Here is a 17,537-nt window from a genome sequence, read left to right on the forward strand (position 1 = left end):
TCCATAGAAGCCCGCTCAGCGGGCTTTTTTATGCTCCGGTTATATTGATTTACTCTGCTTCTTTTGGCTCAGGTCTTTCCTGTTCAACCATCTCAGGTGTTTCCAGACTGATCCGCCCCAGGCCACCGCTGCGGAATTCATTCAGGAGAATCTCAGAGACTTTGTGAAGATCAGCTATACCGCCTCTTCTCATGCAGTTTCTGCGGGCAGCAATCACATCCATCAGTTCGATATCACTGGAAGGCAACTCTTTGATCTGAAAACGCTGCCTGAGAGCTTCCGGGTACGCTTTCAGAAAATATCCAGCAGCAAACAGGGCGATGTCTTCGTATTCCAGAACTGCATCTTTAATGGCTCCGGAAATGGCCAGTCGATAGCCACAGGCTTCAGGCTCCAGCTTGGGCCAGAGGAATCCGGGCGTATCCAAAAGCACCATGCCATTGGGCAACTTGATGCGCTGCTGTTGTTTGGTAACTGCGGGAACATTTCCGGTTTTGGCAATAATACGGTTGGCAAGCGTGTTGATCATGGTGGACTTGCCGACATTGGGAATCCCCAGGATCATGGCTCTCATGCCTTTGATATCGAGTTTGCGTTCTACCATGCTCTCGGCCAGCTTCAGAACACCACGAACTTTTTCCGGCTGACTTTGGGTCAGGGCAATGGCCTTAACGCCTTCTTCCTTTTCCATCTCCCTGATCCACTGCTCTGTGACAGCAGGATCAGCCAGATCACTCTTGTTCAAGACTTTAATGTAGGGCGTTTTACCACGCAGGGAAGGCACCAGAGGGTTTCCGCTACTGAAAGGAAGACGGGCATCCAGAACTTCGATGATCAGATCGACTTCCGGGACCACTTTCTTGATCTCCTTTCGAGCCTTGTGCATATGCCCGGGAAACCAGTTAATTGCCATAACAACACCTTTGTTTACTGAAGGCCGGTATTCTATATGCTCCGGAGCAATCTAGTAACCCAGGCTTTTATCTATTGCTGGCGGCATTTCTCCCTGCTCAATGAGCGCTACGTCAGCAACAATCTGTTCCATCGCCCGCTCAATCGGAGTTGGGGCCGCAACATGGGGCGTAACAATCACCCGACTGTTCTGCCAAAGGGGATGCTTGTTGTCCAGTGGCTCAACTTCAAACACATCCAACATGGCGCCTCTTATGTGGCCTGTTTCCAGAAGATTTTGCAAAGCCTCTACCTCGATAACATCGCCCCGTCCTCCATTAATCAAAACACTGCCTTCAGGCAGCTTTTCCAAGGTCTTCTGATTCAACAACTTTTGGGTAGAAGGTGTTGAGGGCAAGAGATTGACCAGCACTCTGGAGTGTTTCAGAAGGTGGTCCAGTCCTTCATCGCCTGATACAGCTTTAACACCGTCGATCTGCTTTTCAGTTCGACTCCAGCCAATGACCGGAAATCCTGAATCGCTGACAGCCTTTGCCACCGCTTTACCAATAACACCAAGACCGAGAATGCCAACCGTCCATTCTGACTTCTTGCTGATTTTATGGGGCTGCCAGTTACTATCTAACTGTTGCTGACTGTAATAATCAAAATCACGATAGAAATGCAGCAGCCCATATATCACGTAATCCGACATGTATTCCTCCATGCCGACTCCTCTTAACTTGAGGACAGGAAGATCAGCCGGAAGGCTCTCAAGATCAACCAGACTATCAACACCGACACCCTGGTTAAATACTACTTTTAATTGGGTCTGCTGTTGAAAGAACTCGGCCGGAGGTTGCCAGATCACTGCATAATCCGCCAGCCAGTCATGGCATGCTTCTTTAGCCCAATGACGCACGTCTGCATCAGGGAAAGCATCCCTGACGGCTGAAGTCCAAAGTTCACTATTTTTCTTGTTATACACAATGATTTTCATCAACCTTAACTCCGTGGTAAATAATGAAATAATAATTAGAAATATTGTCCTGAGTCGCGACCAGAAAAAGCCTGAGCACAGTTAAGGATAATTGGGCCTTATTAACAGATATTGATTAGAGGCAGTTTAAGCGTCCTGCACTGCAATAATTTGAATACAGCTTTTCTATCATTGTGATAGCCATTACCAATTTCCAATCTCATCCGCTTGCCTCTAACTTTTATTCTATACAACAAGAGGACAATCCCATGAATGAATCCAAACAAGCAGAGAGAAATCAAGATAGTCTCAATATTTCATTTAAGCAATCCAAAAAGCAAAGCGATTGCAATTTCAACAACGACTATTACGGAGACAGAGTCTGCCTTGCCCCTTCTAACCAAAAGAAATGACAATTTGCAGATTCGATCATTAATAAACTCTTGATAGAATGCTGCAACTCTCTAAAGTCGTTATGGATGAACCTGTCGGTTGCGGGTTCGGGTACCAAAAAGCAAAAAACCCCAGTCGATCTCTCAACTGGGGTTTTGCTTTATTCAATGCCTGGCAATGACCTACTCTCACATGGGGAAGCCCCACACTACCATCGGCGATGTGTCGTTTCACTTCCGAGTTCGGGATGGGATCGGGTGGTTCCAACACTCTATGGTCACCAGGCAAAACTGGTCGAACCTTGCTTTTGAGCTGGAAGCCTGAAGCTGGAAGCTTGAAGCTGTTTGTCGCAAGCAGAAGGCTCTGGAATCCAAATATCTTTTTAAGCTGTGTTGTTTATTCTTGCTCAACACTCTCGTTCACTGTGTACGGCTTCAAGCTTACAGCTTCAGGCTTCCAGCTTCTTTCAGCTGGCCGCTGCGCTGCACAAATCGCTTTGGCGTTATATGGTCAAGCCTCTCGAGTCATTAGTACGGGTTAGCTCAACGCCTCACAACGCTTACACATCCCGCCTATCAACGTCGTCGTCTTCAACGTCTCTTATGGGCCTTGCGGCCAGGGAAGTCTCATCTTGAAGGGGGCTTCCCGCTTAGATGCTTTCAGCGGTTATCCCGTCCGAACTTAGCTACCGGGCAATGCGTCTGGCGACACAACCCGAACACCAGTGGTTCGTCCACTCCGGTCCTCTCGTACTAGGAGCAGCTCTCCTCAAACTTCCAACGTCCACGGCAGATAGGGACCGAACTGTCTCACGACGTTCTAAACCCAGCTCGCGTACCACTTTAAATGGCGAACAGCCATACCCTTGGGACCGGCTTCAGCCCCAGGATGTGATGAGCCGACATCGAGGTGCCAAACACCGCCGTCGATGTGAACTCTTGGGCGGTATCAGCCTGTTATCCCCGGAGTACCTTTTATCCGTTGAGCGATGGCCCTTCCATTCAGAACCACCGGATCACTATGACCTACTTTCGTACCTGCTCGAGATGTACCTCTCGCAGTCAAGCTGGCTTGTACCATTACACTAACCGCACGATGTCCGACCGTGCTTAGCCAACCTTCGTGCTCCTCCGTTACTCTTTGGGAGGAGACCGCCCCAGTCAAACTACCCACCACACAATGTCCCCGATCCTGATAAAGGACCTGGGTTAGAACCTCAATATTGCCAGGGTGGTATTTCAAGGTTGGCTCCATGCAAACTGGCGTTCACACTTCCAAGCCTCCCACCTATCCTACACAAGCAACATCAAGATCCACTGTGAAGCTGTAGTAAAGGTTCACGGGGTCTTTCCGTCTAGCCGCGGATACACTGCATCTTAACAGCGATTTCAATTTCACTGAGTCTTGGGTGGAGACAGCGTGGCCATCGTTACGCCATTCGTGCAGGTCGGAACTTACCCGACAAGGAATTTCGCTACCTTAGGACCGTTATAGTTACGGCCGCCGTTTACCGGGGCTTCGATCAACCGCTTCTCTTGCGATAACAGCATCAATTAACCTTCCGGCACCGGGCAGGCGTCACACCGTATACGTCCACTTACGTGTTAGCACAGTGCTGTGTTTTTAATAAACAGTCGCAGCCACCTGGTATCTTCGACCGCCGCCAGCTCAGGGAGCAAGTCCCGTCACCGGCAGCGGCGCACCTTCTCCCGAAGTTACGGTGCCATTTTGCCTAGTTCCTTCACCCAAGTTCTCTCAAGCGCCTTGGTATTCTCTACCTGACCACCTGTGTCGGTTTCGGGTACGGTCCCTTTTGACCTGACGCTTAGAAGTTTTTCCTGGAAGCCTGGCATCAACCACTTCCCCACCTTGGTGGGTTCGTCATCAGTTCTCGGCTTGGTGAACCCGGATTTGCCTGAGTCCACAGCCTACGACCTTAAACAGGGACAACCATCGCCCTGCCGGCCTAGCCTTCTCCGTCACTCCATCGCAGTCAAAAGGGGTACAGGAATATTAACCTGTTTCCCATCGATTACGTCTTTCGACCTCACCTTAGGGGCCGACTCACCCTGCGCCGATTAGCGTTGCGCAGGAACCCTTGGTCTTCCGGCGAGGGAGCCTCTCACTCCCTTTATCGTTACTCATGTCAGCATTCGCACTTCTGATACCTCCAGCCAACCTCCCGATTGACCTTCAACGGCTTACAGAACGCTCCTCTACCGGTTCAGTAGACAGTTGACAGTAGACGGTGGACGGTTTTCACTCATCAACCGTTTACTGTCCACTGTCAACTGTCCACTGAACCCCGTAGCTTCGGTGAATAGTTTGAGCCCCGTTACATCTTCCGCGCGAGCCGACTCGACCAGTGAGCTATTACGCTTTCTTTAAAGGGTGGCTGCTTCTAAGCCAACCTCCTGGCTGTCTGGGCCTTCTCACATCGTTTCCCACTTAACTATTACTTTGGGACCTTAGCTGACGGTCTGGGTTGTTTCCCTTTCCACGACGGACGTTAGCACCCGCCGTGTGTCTCCCGTGATTGCACTCATCGGTATTCGGAGTTTGCATGGGGTTGGTAAGCCGGGATGGCCCCCTAGCCCAAACAGTGCTCTACCCCCGATGGTGAGACACGAGGCGCTACCTAAATAGCTTTCGAGGAGAACCAGCTATCTCCGGGCTTGATTAGCCTTTCACTCCTATCCACAAGTCATCCCCTGGCTTTTCAACGACAGTGGGTTCGGTCCTCCAATCAGTGTTACCTGATCTTCAACCTGCTCATGGATAGATCGCCCGGTTTCGGGTCTACACCTTGCGACTTGGCGCCCTATTAAGACTCGCTTTCGCTACGGCTTCCCTATGCGGTTAACCTTGCCACAAAATGTAAGTCGCTGACCCATTATACAAAAGGTACGCCATCACCCATTCGAAAATGAGCTTTGACTGCTTGTACGTACACGGTTTCAGGTTCTATTTCACTCCCCTCAACGGGGTTCTTTTCGCCTTTCCCTCACGGTACTGGTTCACTATCGGTCAGTCAGGAGTATTTAGCCTTGGAGGATGGTCCCCCCATGTTCAGACAACATTTCACGTGTGCCGTCCTACTCGATTTCACAATAACTGGCTTTTCGCGTACGGGGCTATCACCCACTATGGCCACACTTTCCAGAGTGTTCCGCTAAACCAAAAATTGCTTAAGGGCTGGTCCCCGTTCGCTCGCCGCTACTGGGGGAATCTCGGTTGATTTCTTTTCCTCCGGGTACTTAGATGTTTCAGTTCCCCGGGTTCGCCTCCTAAACCCTATGTATTCAGGTCAAGGATACTCACTTGTGTGAGTGGGTTTCCCCATTCGGACATTCCTGGATCAGGGCCTGTTTATCGGCTCCCCAAGACTTTTCGCAGATTACCACGTCCTTCATCGCCTCTGACTGCCAAGGCATCCACCGTGTACGCTTAGTCACTTGACCATATAACCCAAAACGATCTGTTTGGCTGCGTCTTTTTGCTTTACTCGGCGTCGCAATCTTCACTCTGTCAGTCACATACCATGGGTATGCTCTTTCCGTCGTTCAGCTTGCGCCTTGATTAAAACAAAAATACTTTGCCAACCCCCGAAAAAGGGGTCCGATCCATTGGGCAGTCATATAACTACCTTTAACGATCTTCAGTTCATCACTGGCCACTGTTAACGGACCACTGACAACCGAACGCCATACACTTGAGAGTGTCTCAGCAAGAATATCATTAAAAGACAAAAGCCTTTTAAATCAACTCAGCTTATTTAAGTTTGGATTCCACATTGTTAAAGATCGCATTATCCGCTTTCTGTTAAAGAAAAGGACAATGAAGCAAAATATGCTTAATGAATGAGTCGTCCGGATTAATGGTGGAGCTAAGCGGGATCGAACCGCTGACCTCCTGCGTGCAAAGCAGGCGCTCTCCCAGCTGAGCTATAGCCCCATATTCCGAATCACGATTGGTGGGTCTGGGCAGACTCGAACTGCCGACCTCACCCTTATCAGGGGTGCGCTCTAACCAACTGAGCTACAGACCCAATCCTGCTGGTTCAGCGCACCGCTAAAACAACCGATTCATTAAACACTCTTTTTTAAAGAACAAAACAACACCAGACGACTTTCGCCGTTGGTGTTATCAAACAATTCGTGTGAACGCTTATGGAAGGTCGGTCTTCGTTTAAGGAGGTGATCCAGCCCCAGGTTCCCCTAGGGCTACCTTGTTACGACTTCACCCCAGTCATGAATCACTCCGTGGTGATCGCCCTCCCGAAGGTTAGGCTAACCACTTCTGGAGCAACCCACTCCCATGGTGTGACGGGCGGTGTGTACAAGGCCCGGGAACGTATTCACCGTGACATTCTGATTCACGATTACTAGCGATTCCGACTTCATGGAGTCGAGTTGCAGACTCCAATCCGGACTACGATGCACTTTCTCAGATTAGCTCCACCTCGCGGCTTGGCAACCGTCTGTATGCACCATTGTAGCACGTGTGTAGCCCTGGCCGTAAGGGCCATGATGACTTGACGTCGTCCCCACCTTCCTCCGGTTTGTCACCGGCAGTCTCCCCAGAGTGCCCACCCGAAGTGCTGGTAACTGAGGATAAGGGTTGCGCTCGTTGCGGGACTTAACCCAACATCTCACGACACGAGCTGACGACAGCCATGCAGCACCTGTCACTGCGTTCCCGAAGGCACCAAACTATCTCTAGTAAGTTCGCAGGATGTCAAGGCCAGGTAAGGTTCTTCGCGTTGCTTCGAATTAAACCACATGCTCCACCGCTTGTGCGGGCCCCCGTCAATTCATTTGAGTTTTAACCTTGCGGCCGTACTCCCCAGGCGGTCTACTTATCGCGTTAGCTGCGTCACCAGAAATGCAAGATCCCCGACGACTAGTAGACATCGTTTACGGCGTGGACTACCAGGGTATCTAATCCTGTTTGCTCCCCACGCTTTCGTACCTCAGCGTCAGTGTCAGACCAGAGTGTCGCCTTCGCCACTGGTGTTCCTTCCTATATCTACGCATTTCACCGCTACACAGGAAATTCCACACTCCTCTTCCGCACTCTAGCTTGCCAGTTTTGGGTGCCGTTCCCAGGTTAAGCCCGGGGCTTTCACATCCAACTTAACAAGCCGCCTACGCACGCTTTACGCCCAGTAATTCCGATTAACGCTCGCACCCTCCGTATTACCGCGGCTGCTGGCACGGAGTTAGCCGGTGCTTCTTCTGCGAGTAACGTCACAGATGCAGGGTATTAACCTACACCCTTTCCTCCTCGCTGAAAGTGCTTTACAACCCTAGGGCCTTCTTCACACACGCGGCATGGCTGCATCAGGCTTGCGCCCATTGTGCAATATTCCCCACTGCTGCCTCCCGTAGGAGTCTGGGCCGTGTCTCAGTCCCAGTGTGGCTGATCATCCTCTCAGACCAGCTACGGATCGTTGCCTTGGTAGGCCTTTACCCCACCAACCAGCTAATCCGACGCAGGCTCATCCGATAGCGCAAGGTCCGAAGATCCCCTGCTTTCCCTCTTAAGGCGTATGCGGTATTAATCCGGATTTCTCCGGGCTATCCCCCACTACCGGGCAGATTCCTACGTGTTACGCACCCGTCCGCCGCTCGTCAGCAACTAGCAAGCTAGTCCTGTTACCGCTCGACTTGCATGTGTTAGGCCTGCCGCCAGCGTTCAATCTGAGCCATGATCAAACTCTTCAGTTTAAATCGTTTTGTCAGTCGCCCCGAAGAACAAACCGACTGCTCAATCATTTGCAATTAAACGTACATGAATTACAGGTATGTTCGCTTGCTTGATCAGCATTTAAATCATTTCAGAGCCAAGCTCTGTTGACCGATGCCATTCGCACAAGCGCCCACACGAATTGTCTGATAATTTGTTAAAGAACTGGATTAAAACAAGAAGGTTTTAATCGGCTGAACCAGCGGTCAGTGCTGTTCAGCGAGGCCGCTATCTTACCGCGACCGTTTTTGTTGTCAAGCCTTGTCTTTGCCAAGGAGCCAAAGCGGCTTTCCAACCCGCTAAACTGGCAAACACTTATGATTAATCAGCGTTGCTTTTCCTGTTCAGCGGCGGCGCATTTTACATTGCCAAACCAAACTGTCAATCAATATTTTATTGATTGCGCTGCCGCCTGCCAGCAATGGAATGTTGCGCCGAAGAAGTGAATGAATTATACGTCTGAAACCGACTATGACAACAGGGGATTAATACCTAATCATCAATAGTGCTATTTAGGCACTCAATCATTCCAGCGACAAATGTCGCTTGTTCAGGCTCTGAAGAAATCGAACGCAATGACATCTGCAATTTTCTTTTTATTCAGCATTAACATCAGGAGGCGATCGAGCCCCATAGCGACACCAGCGCAATCGGGCATACCTGATCTCAAGCCTTCAACAAGATGATGATCATAGGGGTAAACAGGTCTGCCCCGTTCTCTACGATGAGTCTGCTCCGTTTTGAAACGCATCTGCTGCTCTTCAGCATGGGTCAGTTCGTGGTAACCATTGGCCAGTTCGACACCGTTAACAAAAAGCTCGAATCTTGCTGCCACCCGGTCGCCTTGATCATTTGTATAAAGCTTCGCCAGAGCAGCCATACTGGCTGGGTAGTCGTAGACATAAACGCCATTGAGCTCACCGATCTCACCAACACCGAGCGCGGGTTCAATCTTCTTTGAAAACAACAGATCAAGACAGTCATTTCTTTCCAGGCCTGAGAGCCCCTCATCGACATGTTTTTTAACCAGATCAGAAAGCGCTTCATCTGATGCCCCATGAGGATTCAGTCCCAGTTTTTCCTGAAAAATGTCCCCATAGCTGACTCTCTCTATCTCTTTAAAGGCTGTCACTGAAGACAGGAGTGTGGTCATGTCATCCATTAATTGGTGCTGATCTATTCCAAGCCGGTAATATTCAAGCATGGTGAATTCAGGATTATGCCGCCCACCTGCCTCTCCATTACGGAACACTCGACCCAGGGAATAAATATCACCACTGCCTGCAGCCAGAAGCCTTTTCATTGGAAACTCGGGTGATGTATGCAGATAGCAGGTTTGCTCACTAACCCCACCGATAGGTGCAAAGCGAGTGACAAAACTGTCGATATGAAGATCTACCGTCGCGCTGGCAGAAAGCATGGGCGTATCCACTTCCATCACCTGCTGCTCGTCAAAGTAGTGCCGGATTCTGGTGAACAGCCGGGCTCTTTCTTGCAGTGTCGAGATTGAGGCAGTGGGCTTCCAGTTGTCGGATGACATGTAAGTCATACTCCATTCGTCGAAATGAGTCACATGTTAGCCCTTAGAGGGACGCAATCAATTAAAGCAGCGCACGATGTGCGTAAGCCCTCCAGCCAAAGAGGCTGGAGGTAACGGCCAATTACTTCACACGACCCACGTACTCACCAGTACGGGTATCGATTTTCAGAACTTCACCTTCAGTGATAAACAAAGGCACCTTCACGGAAGCGCCTGTACTTAGTCTGGCTGGCTTGGAGCCGCCCTGGGCGGTATCACCTTTCAGGCCCGGATCGGTTTCAATGACTTCCAGTTCTACGAAATTAGGTGCGCTCACAGAAAGGGGGGATCCGTTATACAGGGTTACAGAGTATACTTCCTGCTCTTTGAGCCAATCGAGAGTGTCTCCCACGGCTTCCCTGCTGGCAGCGTGCTGCTCGAAAGAACCGTCAGTCATCATGAAGTGCCAGAATTCACCGTCGGTATACAGGTACTCCATGTCATAGTCCATCACGTCTGCCGCTTCGATGCTTTCACCAGACTTGAAGGTACGCTCCCAGACACGGTTGCTCATCAGGTTGCGGAACTTGACGCGGTTGAAGGCCTGACCTTTACCCGGTTTTACAAACTCGTTCTCAATAATGACGCAGGGATCACCTTCCAGCATCACTTTGAGACCCGAACGAAATTCGTTGGTACTATAACTAGCCATTGGACACTACCAGCAAAATGAAAACCCCTATGATAACCCGTTACGAGGACGGTGTGCATACTGACAAGCTATCAACCCGCTTTCTGCTTCCTGGAGAACAGCCAGACGACTGGAAAAAAGTGCTGGCAGACTCAGTCACCGATCCTGAAGTATTACTCAACATTCTGAATCTTCCAGACACTCTGCTGCCGGGAGCCATTAGAAGCGACAAGTCTTTTCGTATGCGGATTCCACGTCCTTTTATAGACCGGATGACCAGGGGTGACCAGCATGATCCGCTGCTCAGACAGGTTCTGCCTCTGGGTGAAGAGTCTGAGGAAGTCAGTGGGTTCAGCCTCGACCCTCTGGCAGAACAGTCTCAGAACCCAACCGAGGGCATTATTCATAAATATCAGGGAAGACTGCTTCTGATCATCAGCGGAGCCTGTGCCATAAACTGCCGCTTCTGCTTTCGACGACATTTCCCTTACGAGGACAACCGGCTGGGCGGAGACAACTGGATGCAGGCGATAGATTACATTCGCTCTCAGGACAGTATTCATGAGGTTATATTAAGCGGCGGAGACCCACTGGCTGCCACGGATAGTCGCCTTGCCCGCATGGTAGAGGCACTGTCCGATATACCTCATGTAAAAACGCTTCGAATACACACCCGCCTGCCTATTGTTATTCCCCAGAGAGTCACCAAAGAAATGCTTCATTGGTTTTGTGGCGGAAGGCTGAAACCCGTTATGGTGATTCATTGCAACCATGCCAATGAGATCGATGAACAGGTTGAACAGGCGCTGAAAAAGCTGAGGCAAGCGGGTGCAATAGTATTGAACCAGACGGTGCTGCTTAAAGGCATCAATGATGATTCCGGATCACTGGCTGATCTGAGTCACGCCCTGTTTAATGCCGGAGTTCTGCCTTATTACTTGCATCTTCTGGACCGGGTTCAGGGTGCTGCCCACTTTGACGTAAACGAAGAGAGAGCCAAAGTGCTCGTTAATGAGCTGATGCAGAAATGTCCGGGTTACCTGGTCCCCAGGCTGGTCAGAGAAGTAGCAGGAGAAGCCAGCAAAACTCCCATACCGGTTAATTAGCCTGTCTGTCGTGCTGGATTCTTTAAGCCTGTGATCTTAATATAAGGAATGGTCCTAAAGGATTTTTAGCAGTCAGATAATCAGGATGATTTCATGGACGCGCAGAACGAAAGGATTCCGCTGCAGCTCCCGTCTCAAAGCCTGAACACTTTATCGTTCAGCCAGGCCGATGTGCACGGGGTTCACCAATGGCTCAGTGAGCTGACTAAAATTGATAGATCATTGTCGTTTAAAACAATAGGGCAGGCACTGGAGGAACTGGCTCGCCTCAAAGTAAAACCTTCTCTTCAGTGGTCTCTGGTTGAGCAATTCAGACCCGTCGTTTATTTTCTGGTTCATCAGAGTCAGAATCAGGCTCTGAAAGATATCGTCACTTTTAACGATGCTCAGCAAGAAGAGTACAATAACTGTCTGAAACTGCTGCTAAGGCTGCTGAGAGTCTACAAAGTGATTGTACGCAGCAGCCAGAGCCAGGAAGATGCTTCCAGCCCTCTGGCCGCCGCATTGCATCGATCACTGACTGAAAGTGCCTCCATTCTGCTCTTTACCTGTGAGTATTATCGACCTGTTCCTGAGCGGGTGTGGCTGGAAATGCACACCCTGTACTTTGCTGCCCACACACAAAATCTTGAAACTTTCAGCCTTGAGGATTCCATCACTACCAAGGCCAGAAAACTGTCTCTTTCAGATCTCTATAAGCGTGCATTGCTACTCAGTCGCTCCCGATCCAACCAGCTGAGACCTCAGGAAATCCGACAGATTTTCAAGGCCCTCTGTCTCTGGGCACCGCACAGCAAACTCGAGCCGGTTGAAAATAGCCGGTCGCACTTTATGGTCAATCTGGATTCCGATGAAGGGCTGCTCTACAGCTCTCTATTGGAAGGAGAAAAAAATGATCACCTTCTGGCTCTGGATTCCAGACTGCTGACCGCGCACCTCAAAAAGCTGAGCGAATCGGTCTCGGAAGAAAAGCCCGGGGCTCTGACAAAACGGGTCATCGATCATCTGGCCGCTGCATGGAGCCTTCCCGGGCAACGAAAACACCAACGTCAGAAAAGCTCAGACACCTGTGAAATCTGCTTTGGCTTCAGCGCTGTTCATTATTTCCTGCACGGCCAGCAGTCGTTTGATGAAATGGTTTCCGGACATATCGCCCATAACAAATCCGGTATGAGTAGTTTCTCTTCCAATGACAGCAGTGATGCTTGGTCCGAAGCCCATGATACCCATACGGATGAAGATACAAAGATGTCCACGAGCTCTTCACTCATTCACTTTACCCGCTCTGGCAATCAGGGCTCTCTCTATCCCGTCTATGATTGCTCGATCATCAATACCTGCGCAGGGGGTTACTGCCTGAGCACCAGTGGTGATCTTGAACGCCAACTGCGAACCGGGGAGCTTCTGGCCGTCAGGGAAACCGGCCAGAAAAACTGGTTACTGGCCGCAGTCCGTTGGGTTCAGGTGAATAATCAAAAAGATCTGCTCATGGGTTTGGAACTTCTGTCTGCCTCAACAAAACCCTGTGCACTCACGCCTCTGAAAAAAAACATGGACACCAGTCACTATCAGAGAGCTTTCCTTCTACCGGTCATGCCACCCGTGAACGATATGCCCACCCTGATAACGCCCAGGGTCTCATTCAAAAGTGGACTGAAATTCACTCTGCTTCAGGGAGACAAAATCCGAAAAGGACAACTGCTGGAATGCATCTCCAGCTCACCAGGCTATAGACAGTTCAAATTTCGACTGCTGGAAGATCAGTACTGATCGCTTCTATACTTTTTTCGATTCAACCCTGAAGGTCGAAGCAGGGGCAATAAAGTGTTCAGCAACCATTCTTTGCAATATGTACTACCATTCATCTTCCTTCTGACAGGCTGTAGCACCACTCAGGAGGTCATGGACTCCTGGCACGGCCACCACGTAGAAGAAGCCATCAGTAACTGGGGAGCCCCCAGTTCCATGCTGGAACTGAAGAATGGTAATAAAGTTTATAGCTGGGTCTCTAACTGGGGCTCAGCCTACCTGATGAGCACTTGTCGGCAGTCGTTTACTACTTCTTCCAAAGGCGTCATTCAAAACTGGCGATACACGGGTTGCCCGTACTGGCAATCCATATCGATGGATAAAATTAAAAAGATGTCGTCTGAGTGACACTCCCACCGCCTCCAGAACACAAGGGAGGCGGAATGATTAGCACTTAACGATGTTCAGAACTGATACCAGAACAATTTACTCTATATTCTGAACCTGCTCCCGCATCTGCTCAATCAACACCTTAAGATTAACGGCACTCTGTGTCAGACCGGCGTTGATGGATTTTGAGGACAGCGTATTGGCTTCCCGGTTGAGTTCCTGCATCAGGAAGTCAAGTCGGCGCCCGATAGCTCCTTTCTTGCCCAGGGTGTGTTTAACTTCAGAAACGTGGGTCGACAAACGGTCCAGCTCTTCATCAACATCCATTTTCTGAGCCAGAAACACCAGTTCCTGTTCCAGTCGATCCGGGTCCAGTTCAGCCTTGGCCTCTTTCAGACGGTCCATGATTTTTTGTCTCTGGGACTCCAGCAAATCAGGAAGAACAGAACGCACGCTCTCTACTTCTTCGATAACGCCTTCCAGCCTTAACCGGATGAACTTCTCCAACTCGGCCCCTTCTCTGCGACGGGAGTCCGACAGCTGTATCAGAGCCTCTTCAAAGGCTTTGATAGCCGCAACATGAACCGTAGCCATGTTGGTCTCTTCATTGTCCATAATGCCGGGCCATTGCAAGACCTCCAGAGGATTTACGCCAGAAGCATTGATGAAGTAGGTTTCAACTTTGTTGACCAATGACTGCAGAGCTTCCAGGGCTGATTCATTGACGTTCATCTGCTGCTGACCTTCTGCCAGTTGCAGCTTTAATGAACATTCTACCTTGCCCCTATGCAGATGCTTTCTCAATACTTCCCGCAATGCAGGTTCTACTTCCCTGACAGCTTCTGGCAGACGAAAATGAGGCTCCAGGTAGCGATGATTGACTGAACGAATTTCCCACACCAGATTGCCCCAGCCCTCCTGGAGCTGAGTGCGAGCAAATGCCGTCATACTGGAAGTCATAAGTGTTCCTGTTAAAAGAACCGTCAGCCACAACGGCTGAACATAAATTACTGCACTGAAAAGCAACCGCCCCGAGTGCCGCCTGTGAAGATGTCGGAATCCTGATCAACCCGGATCAGGGAACGGAACGGGAGCCAAACGGTCTTTTTCAAAGCGAAAGTTTGTGATCCGATGTTGCAGGATACATCAACAGCAAGCAGTATCAAGCCTCGATCAACTTCCGGTCATCAACGGTTATTTTATGGCAAACATAGAGGCCAAAGCCGGCCTTGGTTATAATTCCGCTTTTAATATTCCCGGCGGTAGAAGGTAAGAAAATGCGGCGTCCCAGTGGAAGAACTGCAGATCAGTTACGTAACATTAAAATCACTCGTGAATACACCATGCACGCTGAAGGATCAGTGCTGGTTGAGTTTGGCAACACCAAAGTGATCTGCACAGCGTCTGTCGACAGATCAGTTCCCCGATTTCTGAAAGGTTCCGGACAAGGCTGGGTGACTGCCGAATATGGTATGCTGCCCCGTTCAACAACAGACCGTATGGGCCGCGAAGCCGCCAGAGGCAAGCAGGGTGGCCGCACTCTGGAAATTCAGCGTCTCATTGGCCGCTCACTGCGCGCTGCTGTGGACCTGAAAAAGCTGGGTGAGAACACCATCACCATCGACTGTGATGTTATCCAGGCAGACGGTGGTACTCGTACAGCATCTATCACCGGTGCCTGCGTGGCTCTGGTTGATGCTATCCGCCATATGCAAAGGAAAAAGATCATTAAGAATGATCCATTCCTTCAGCTGATTGCTTCTGTTTCTGTTGGTATTTACAAAGGCAGCCCGGTTCTGGATCTGGATTATCCTGAAGACTCCAACGCTGAAACCGATATGAACGTTGTCATGACAGAAGAGGGTGGCTTCATTGAGATTCAGGGTACCGCTGAAGCAGCACCCTTCAGTCAAAACGAGATGACAGCCATGTTAGCTCTGGCCAAAGCGGGCATTGATGACCTGGTTAAACTGCAGAAAGAAGCTCTGGCAGAATAAACCGCTTGATCCAGACCGCCTGCCGGTCTGGCGTAACCCGATGGGACGCAAGGATATGGATAACCGATAGTCTGGCAGCAGCTATCAGTTAAATGCGAAAAAGTCTGCGAGAATGCAAAAATCCTGTCGAATCACAAAAGAGCACATCGAAAGCGCAAGACCTTTTGATGTGAACCGGGATGATTTCCCAAGCCCTGTTACTGACATCTGCCCTTTCATGAGTGAAGACACAAAAACACACTTATTTTCTTGATCTATTCTTCCTCTCTGTAAACCAGGAGGCAGGGATAGAATTATTAAACACTTACTCTTTGTGGCACTGCTGTTACTGACGTTGTCTGTCATCTGCCAGGCTAAACTCTCGACAAAACATTTTGTTATCGAGCTTGAATGGAATGCAGATTTTTCAAACCAGAACTTTTTGATAAAGCTTGATCGACGAACATTGTCAGGCAACCCGTCTGACATTGCCGACACAAACGGCTATACAGAACCCGATTCACAGACTGATAAAAAACGACACGAACCTGACAGTTACTGGATAAAACCAACACTCATTGATTCAATTTCGTGGCAATGGCTATACGCTACGAATCTGCTGGTTGCTTATGAACTGATCCTGACCAACAAAAATACCTCTCAGTGCCCAACCCCTTATTCATGGCTGCTTCTGGAAGCGGTTGTCACTGTCGGCTGGCTTTTAAAAAGCTATTGGAACCCCGACTCATCGCTGTTTAACCCAATTGAAGGGCAGGAGACGAGTCAAAATCCCCCGTTTGCGATCACCACTATGATGCCTGGCACTGAACAGGACCAACCACAATATCAACCATCACAATCACCGGGTCAGAATACCTCACAGGCCACTACTCATATTACAGGCTATTACACCAGCCTCCTGCATTCTGACACTGGCGGCGGTAATGAAGACCCTGGACAATCCCTCCATACTTTGGGTTTAAATTGTTTTGTCTATCCCTGTGACGATGTTTGTCGATTCCGACAATCTCCCAACCCTTCCGATAGCGTAAACGGGGTCGCCTCAGGCTCGATTTCAGAGGCAGCCGATACAACTCCTCCTGTCGGACAAGCAACCTGCAACGTGATCCTGATGATAGATGATGGCCAGCTGCGACAATGCGGGAAGGTCTTCAAGAATAAAAAAGTACTTCTTTCTCACAAAAGCAAATACCACACCGGGCAAAAAACCTGCGACTTAACCTCAGTCGGGGAGGATGGTCAGCTTGAGCCATGCGGAATGGTCTGCAAGAATGCCAGAGCCCTGTCGAACCACAAAAACCGATATCACACCGGGCAAAAAACCTGTTATGCCACCGTGTTTGGAGAGGATGGCCAGATTTACCCATGCGGGAAGGTGTGCAAGAATGCTCAAGCCCTGTCGAACCACAAAACCCATTATCACACCAGGCAGAAAACCTGTGGCGTAAGAGTCTTCGGGGAAGTTGGCCAGCTTCGGCCATGCGGAATGGTCTGCCAGAATGCACAAGTCCTGTCGAATCACAAAAGGTACGCCCATACCAGGCAACAAATCTGTGATGCAACCGTTACCGGGGAAGATGGCCGACAGCGACTGTGCGGGAAGATCTACAAGCATACGCTAGCCCTGTCGTATCACAAAACCACATACCACACCGGGCAAAAAACCTGTGACGTAACACTAGTCAGCGAGGATGGCCCGTCAAGGCCGTGCGGAATAGTCTGCAAGAATGCTAAAGCACTTTCGAATCACAAAAGAATACATCGAAAACGCAAGCCTGTTGATGCGAACCAGGACAATGACCTCACTCCTTGAACTAATACCCGCCCTTTGATGGGGAAGACAAAAAAACATACCTATTTTCTTGATCTATCCTTCCTCTCTGTAGATGGAGGCAAGGATAGAATTATTAAACACTCACTCTTTACGACACTGCTGTTACTGTCGTTGTCTGTCGTCTGCCAGTCTAAACCTTTGACAAGACGTTTTGTTATCGAGCTTGAACAGAATGCAGATTTTTCAAATCAGAACTTTTTGATAAAGCTTGGCCGACAAACATTGTCAGGCAACCCGTCT

General features: G+C 49.7%; 11 protein-coding genes, 2 tRNA genes and 3 rRNA genes. 6 read left to right on the forward strand and 10 right to left on the reverse strand.

What is annotated here, in order from left to right; translation table 11 throughout:
• Positions 1–49: 49 nt before the first annotated feature.
• From ylqF to P6910_RS25875, 7 genes are all read right to left on the reverse strand, one after another.
• On the reverse strand, positions 50–913 hold the full coding sequence (gene ylqF, locus P6910_RS25845) for a ribosome biogenesis GTPase YlqF (RefSeq protein ID WP_317144102.1): 864 nt from the start codon (positions 911–913) through the stop codon (positions 50–52).
• Positions 914–964: 51 nt separating this feature from the next.
• A complete protein-coding gene (locus P6910_RS25850) occupies positions 965–1,891 on the reverse strand; it encodes a glyoxylate/hydroxypyruvate reductase A (protein WP_317144103.1) in 927 nt (308 codons plus the stop codon).
• A gap of 541 nt (positions 1,892–2,432) precedes the next feature.
• A 5S ribosomal RNA gene (rrf, locus tag P6910_RS25855) occupies positions 2,433–2,548 on the reverse strand.
• 221 nt (positions 2,549–2,769) lie between these two features.
• A 23S ribosomal RNA gene (locus P6910_RS25860) occupies positions 2,770–5,724 on the reverse strand.
• Between the two features lie 417 nt (positions 5,725–6,141).
• A tRNA-Ala gene (locus tag P6910_RS25865) sits at positions 6,142–6,217 on the reverse strand.
• Positions 6,218–6,234: 17 nt separating this feature from the next.
• Positions 6,235–6,311 (reverse strand) — tRNA-Ile (locus tag P6910_RS25870).
• Between the two features lie 141 nt (positions 6,312–6,452).
• A 16S ribosomal RNA gene (locus tag P6910_RS25875) occupies positions 6,453–7,992 on the reverse strand.
• Together the 16S, 23S and 5S rRNA genes with 2 tRNA genes alongside form the textbook arrangement of a ribosomal RNA operon.
• 336 nt (positions 7,993–8,328) lie before the next feature.
• Here P6910_RS25875 and P6910_RS25880 point away from each other — a divergent pair.
• Positions 8,329–8,457 carry a hypothetical protein gene (locus P6910_RS25880; protein ID WP_317144104.1) on the forward strand — a complete coding sequence of 43 codons (129 nt, stop codon included), beginning with the start codon at positions 8,329–8,331 and terminating at the stop codon, positions 8,455–8,457.
• A 104-nt stretch (positions 8,458–8,561) separates the two neighbouring features.
• On the opposite strand, the gene epmA is transcribed toward P6910_RS25880, so the two are convergent.
• On the reverse strand, positions 8,562–9,551 hold the full coding sequence (epmA, locus tag P6910_RS25885) for an EF-P lysine aminoacylase EpmA (protein ID WP_317144105.1): 990 nt from the start codon (positions 9,549–9,551) through the stop codon (positions 8,562–8,564).
• Between the two features lie 121 nt (positions 9,552–9,672).
• Positions 9,673–10,242: an elongation factor P gene (gene efp, locus P6910_RS25890; protein WP_317144106.1), complete on the reverse strand. Its 570-nt coding sequence runs from the start codon at positions 10,240–10,242 to the stop codon at positions 9,673–9,675.
• A gap of 29 nt (positions 10,243–10,271) precedes the next feature.
• Between efp and epmB the strand changes: the two genes are divergently transcribed.
• The 3 genes from epmB to P6910_RS25905 all read left to right on the forward strand — a co-directional run bounded on the left by epmB (position 10,272) and on the right by P6910_RS25905 (position 13,484).
• On the forward strand, positions 10,272–11,327 hold the full coding sequence (gene epmB / locus P6910_RS25895) for an EF-P beta-lysylation protein EpmB (protein WP_317144107.1): 1,056 nt from the start codon (positions 10,272–10,274) through the stop codon (positions 11,325–11,327).
• Positions 11,328–11,420: 93 nt separating this feature from the next.
• Positions 11,421–13,097, forward strand: a complete 1,677-nt coding sequence (locus tag P6910_RS25900; protein WP_317144108.1) for a hypothetical protein — start codon at positions 11,421–11,423, stop codon at positions 13,095–13,097.
• A gap of 132 nt (positions 13,098–13,229) precedes the next feature.
• Complete coding sequence (locus P6910_RS25905) at positions 13,230–13,484, forward strand: hypothetical protein (protein ID WP_317144109.1); 255 nt, start codon at positions 13,230–13,232, stop codon at positions 13,482–13,484.
• A 78-nt stretch (positions 13,485–13,562) separates the two neighbouring features.
• Here P6910_RS25905 and P6910_RS25910 read toward each other — a convergent pair whose 3' ends face one another.
• Positions 13,563–14,426: a YicC/YloC family endoribonuclease gene (locus tag P6910_RS25910; RefSeq protein ID WP_317144110.1), complete on the reverse strand. Its 864-nt coding sequence runs from the start codon at positions 14,424–14,426 to the stop codon at positions 13,563–13,565.
• Positions 14,427–14,743: 317 nt separating this feature from the next.
• On the opposite strand from P6910_RS25910, the gene rph reads away from it, so the two are divergent.
• Positions 14,744–15,463 (forward strand): ribonuclease PH, encoded by a 720-nt coding sequence (gene rph / locus P6910_RS25915; RefSeq protein WP_317144111.1) that lies wholly within the window; start codon positions 14,744–14,746, stop codon positions 15,461–15,463.
• A 313-nt stretch (positions 15,464–15,776) separates the two neighbouring features.
• A complete protein-coding gene (locus P6910_RS25920; RefSeq protein ID WP_317144112.1) occupies positions 15,777–17,276 on the forward strand; it encodes a hypothetical protein in 1,500 nt (499 codons plus the stop codon).
• The last annotated feature ends 261 nt before the right edge of the window (positions 17,277–17,537 follow it).

Origin of the sequence: Endozoicomonas sp. 8E (genome assembly GCF_032883915.1) — a bacterium.
In the GTDB taxonomy this organism is placed as follows: Bacteria; Pseudomonadota; Gammaproteobacteria; order Pseudomonadales; family Endozoicomonadaceae; genus Endozoicomonas_A.

Bases quoted from the DNA above. Each gene is read 5' to 3' on its own strand.
- ylqF (WP_317144102.1), bottom strand. From the start codon at position 913: ATGGCAATTAACTGGTTTCCCGGGCATATGCACAAGGCTCGAAAGGAG.
- P6910_RS25850 (WP_317144103.1), bottom strand. From the start codon at position 1,891: ATGAAAATCATTGTGTATAACAAGAAAAATAGTGAACTTTGGACTTCA.
- P6910_RS25880 (WP_317144104.1), top strand. From the start codon at position 8,329: ATGATTAATCAGCGTTGCTTTTCCTGTTCAGCGGCGGCGCATTTTACA.
- epmA (WP_317144105.1), bottom strand. From the start codon at position 9,551: ATGTCATCCGACAACTGGAAGCCCACTGCCTCAATCTCGACACTGCAA.
- efp (WP_317144106.1), bottom strand. From the start codon at position 10,242: ATGGCTAGTTATAGTACCAACGAATTTCGTTCGGGTCTCAAAGTGATG.
- epmB (WP_317144107.1), top strand. From the start codon at position 10,272: ATGATAACCCGTTACGAGGACGGTGTGCATACTGACAAGCTATCAACC.
- P6910_RS25900 (WP_317144108.1), top strand. From the start codon at position 11,421: ATGGACGCGCAGAACGAAAGGATTCCGCTGCAGCTCCCGTCTCAAAGC.
- P6910_RS25905 (WP_317144109.1), top strand. From the start codon at position 13,230: ATGGACTCCTGGCACGGCCACCACGTAGAAGAAGCCATCAGTAACTGG.
- P6910_RS25910 (WP_317144110.1), bottom strand. From the start codon at position 14,426: ATGACTTCCAGTATGACGGCATTTGCTCGCACTCAGCTCCAGGAGGGC.
- rph (WP_317144111.1), top strand. From the start codon at position 14,744: ATGCGGCGTCCCAGTGGAAGAACTGCAGATCAGTTACGTAACATTAAA.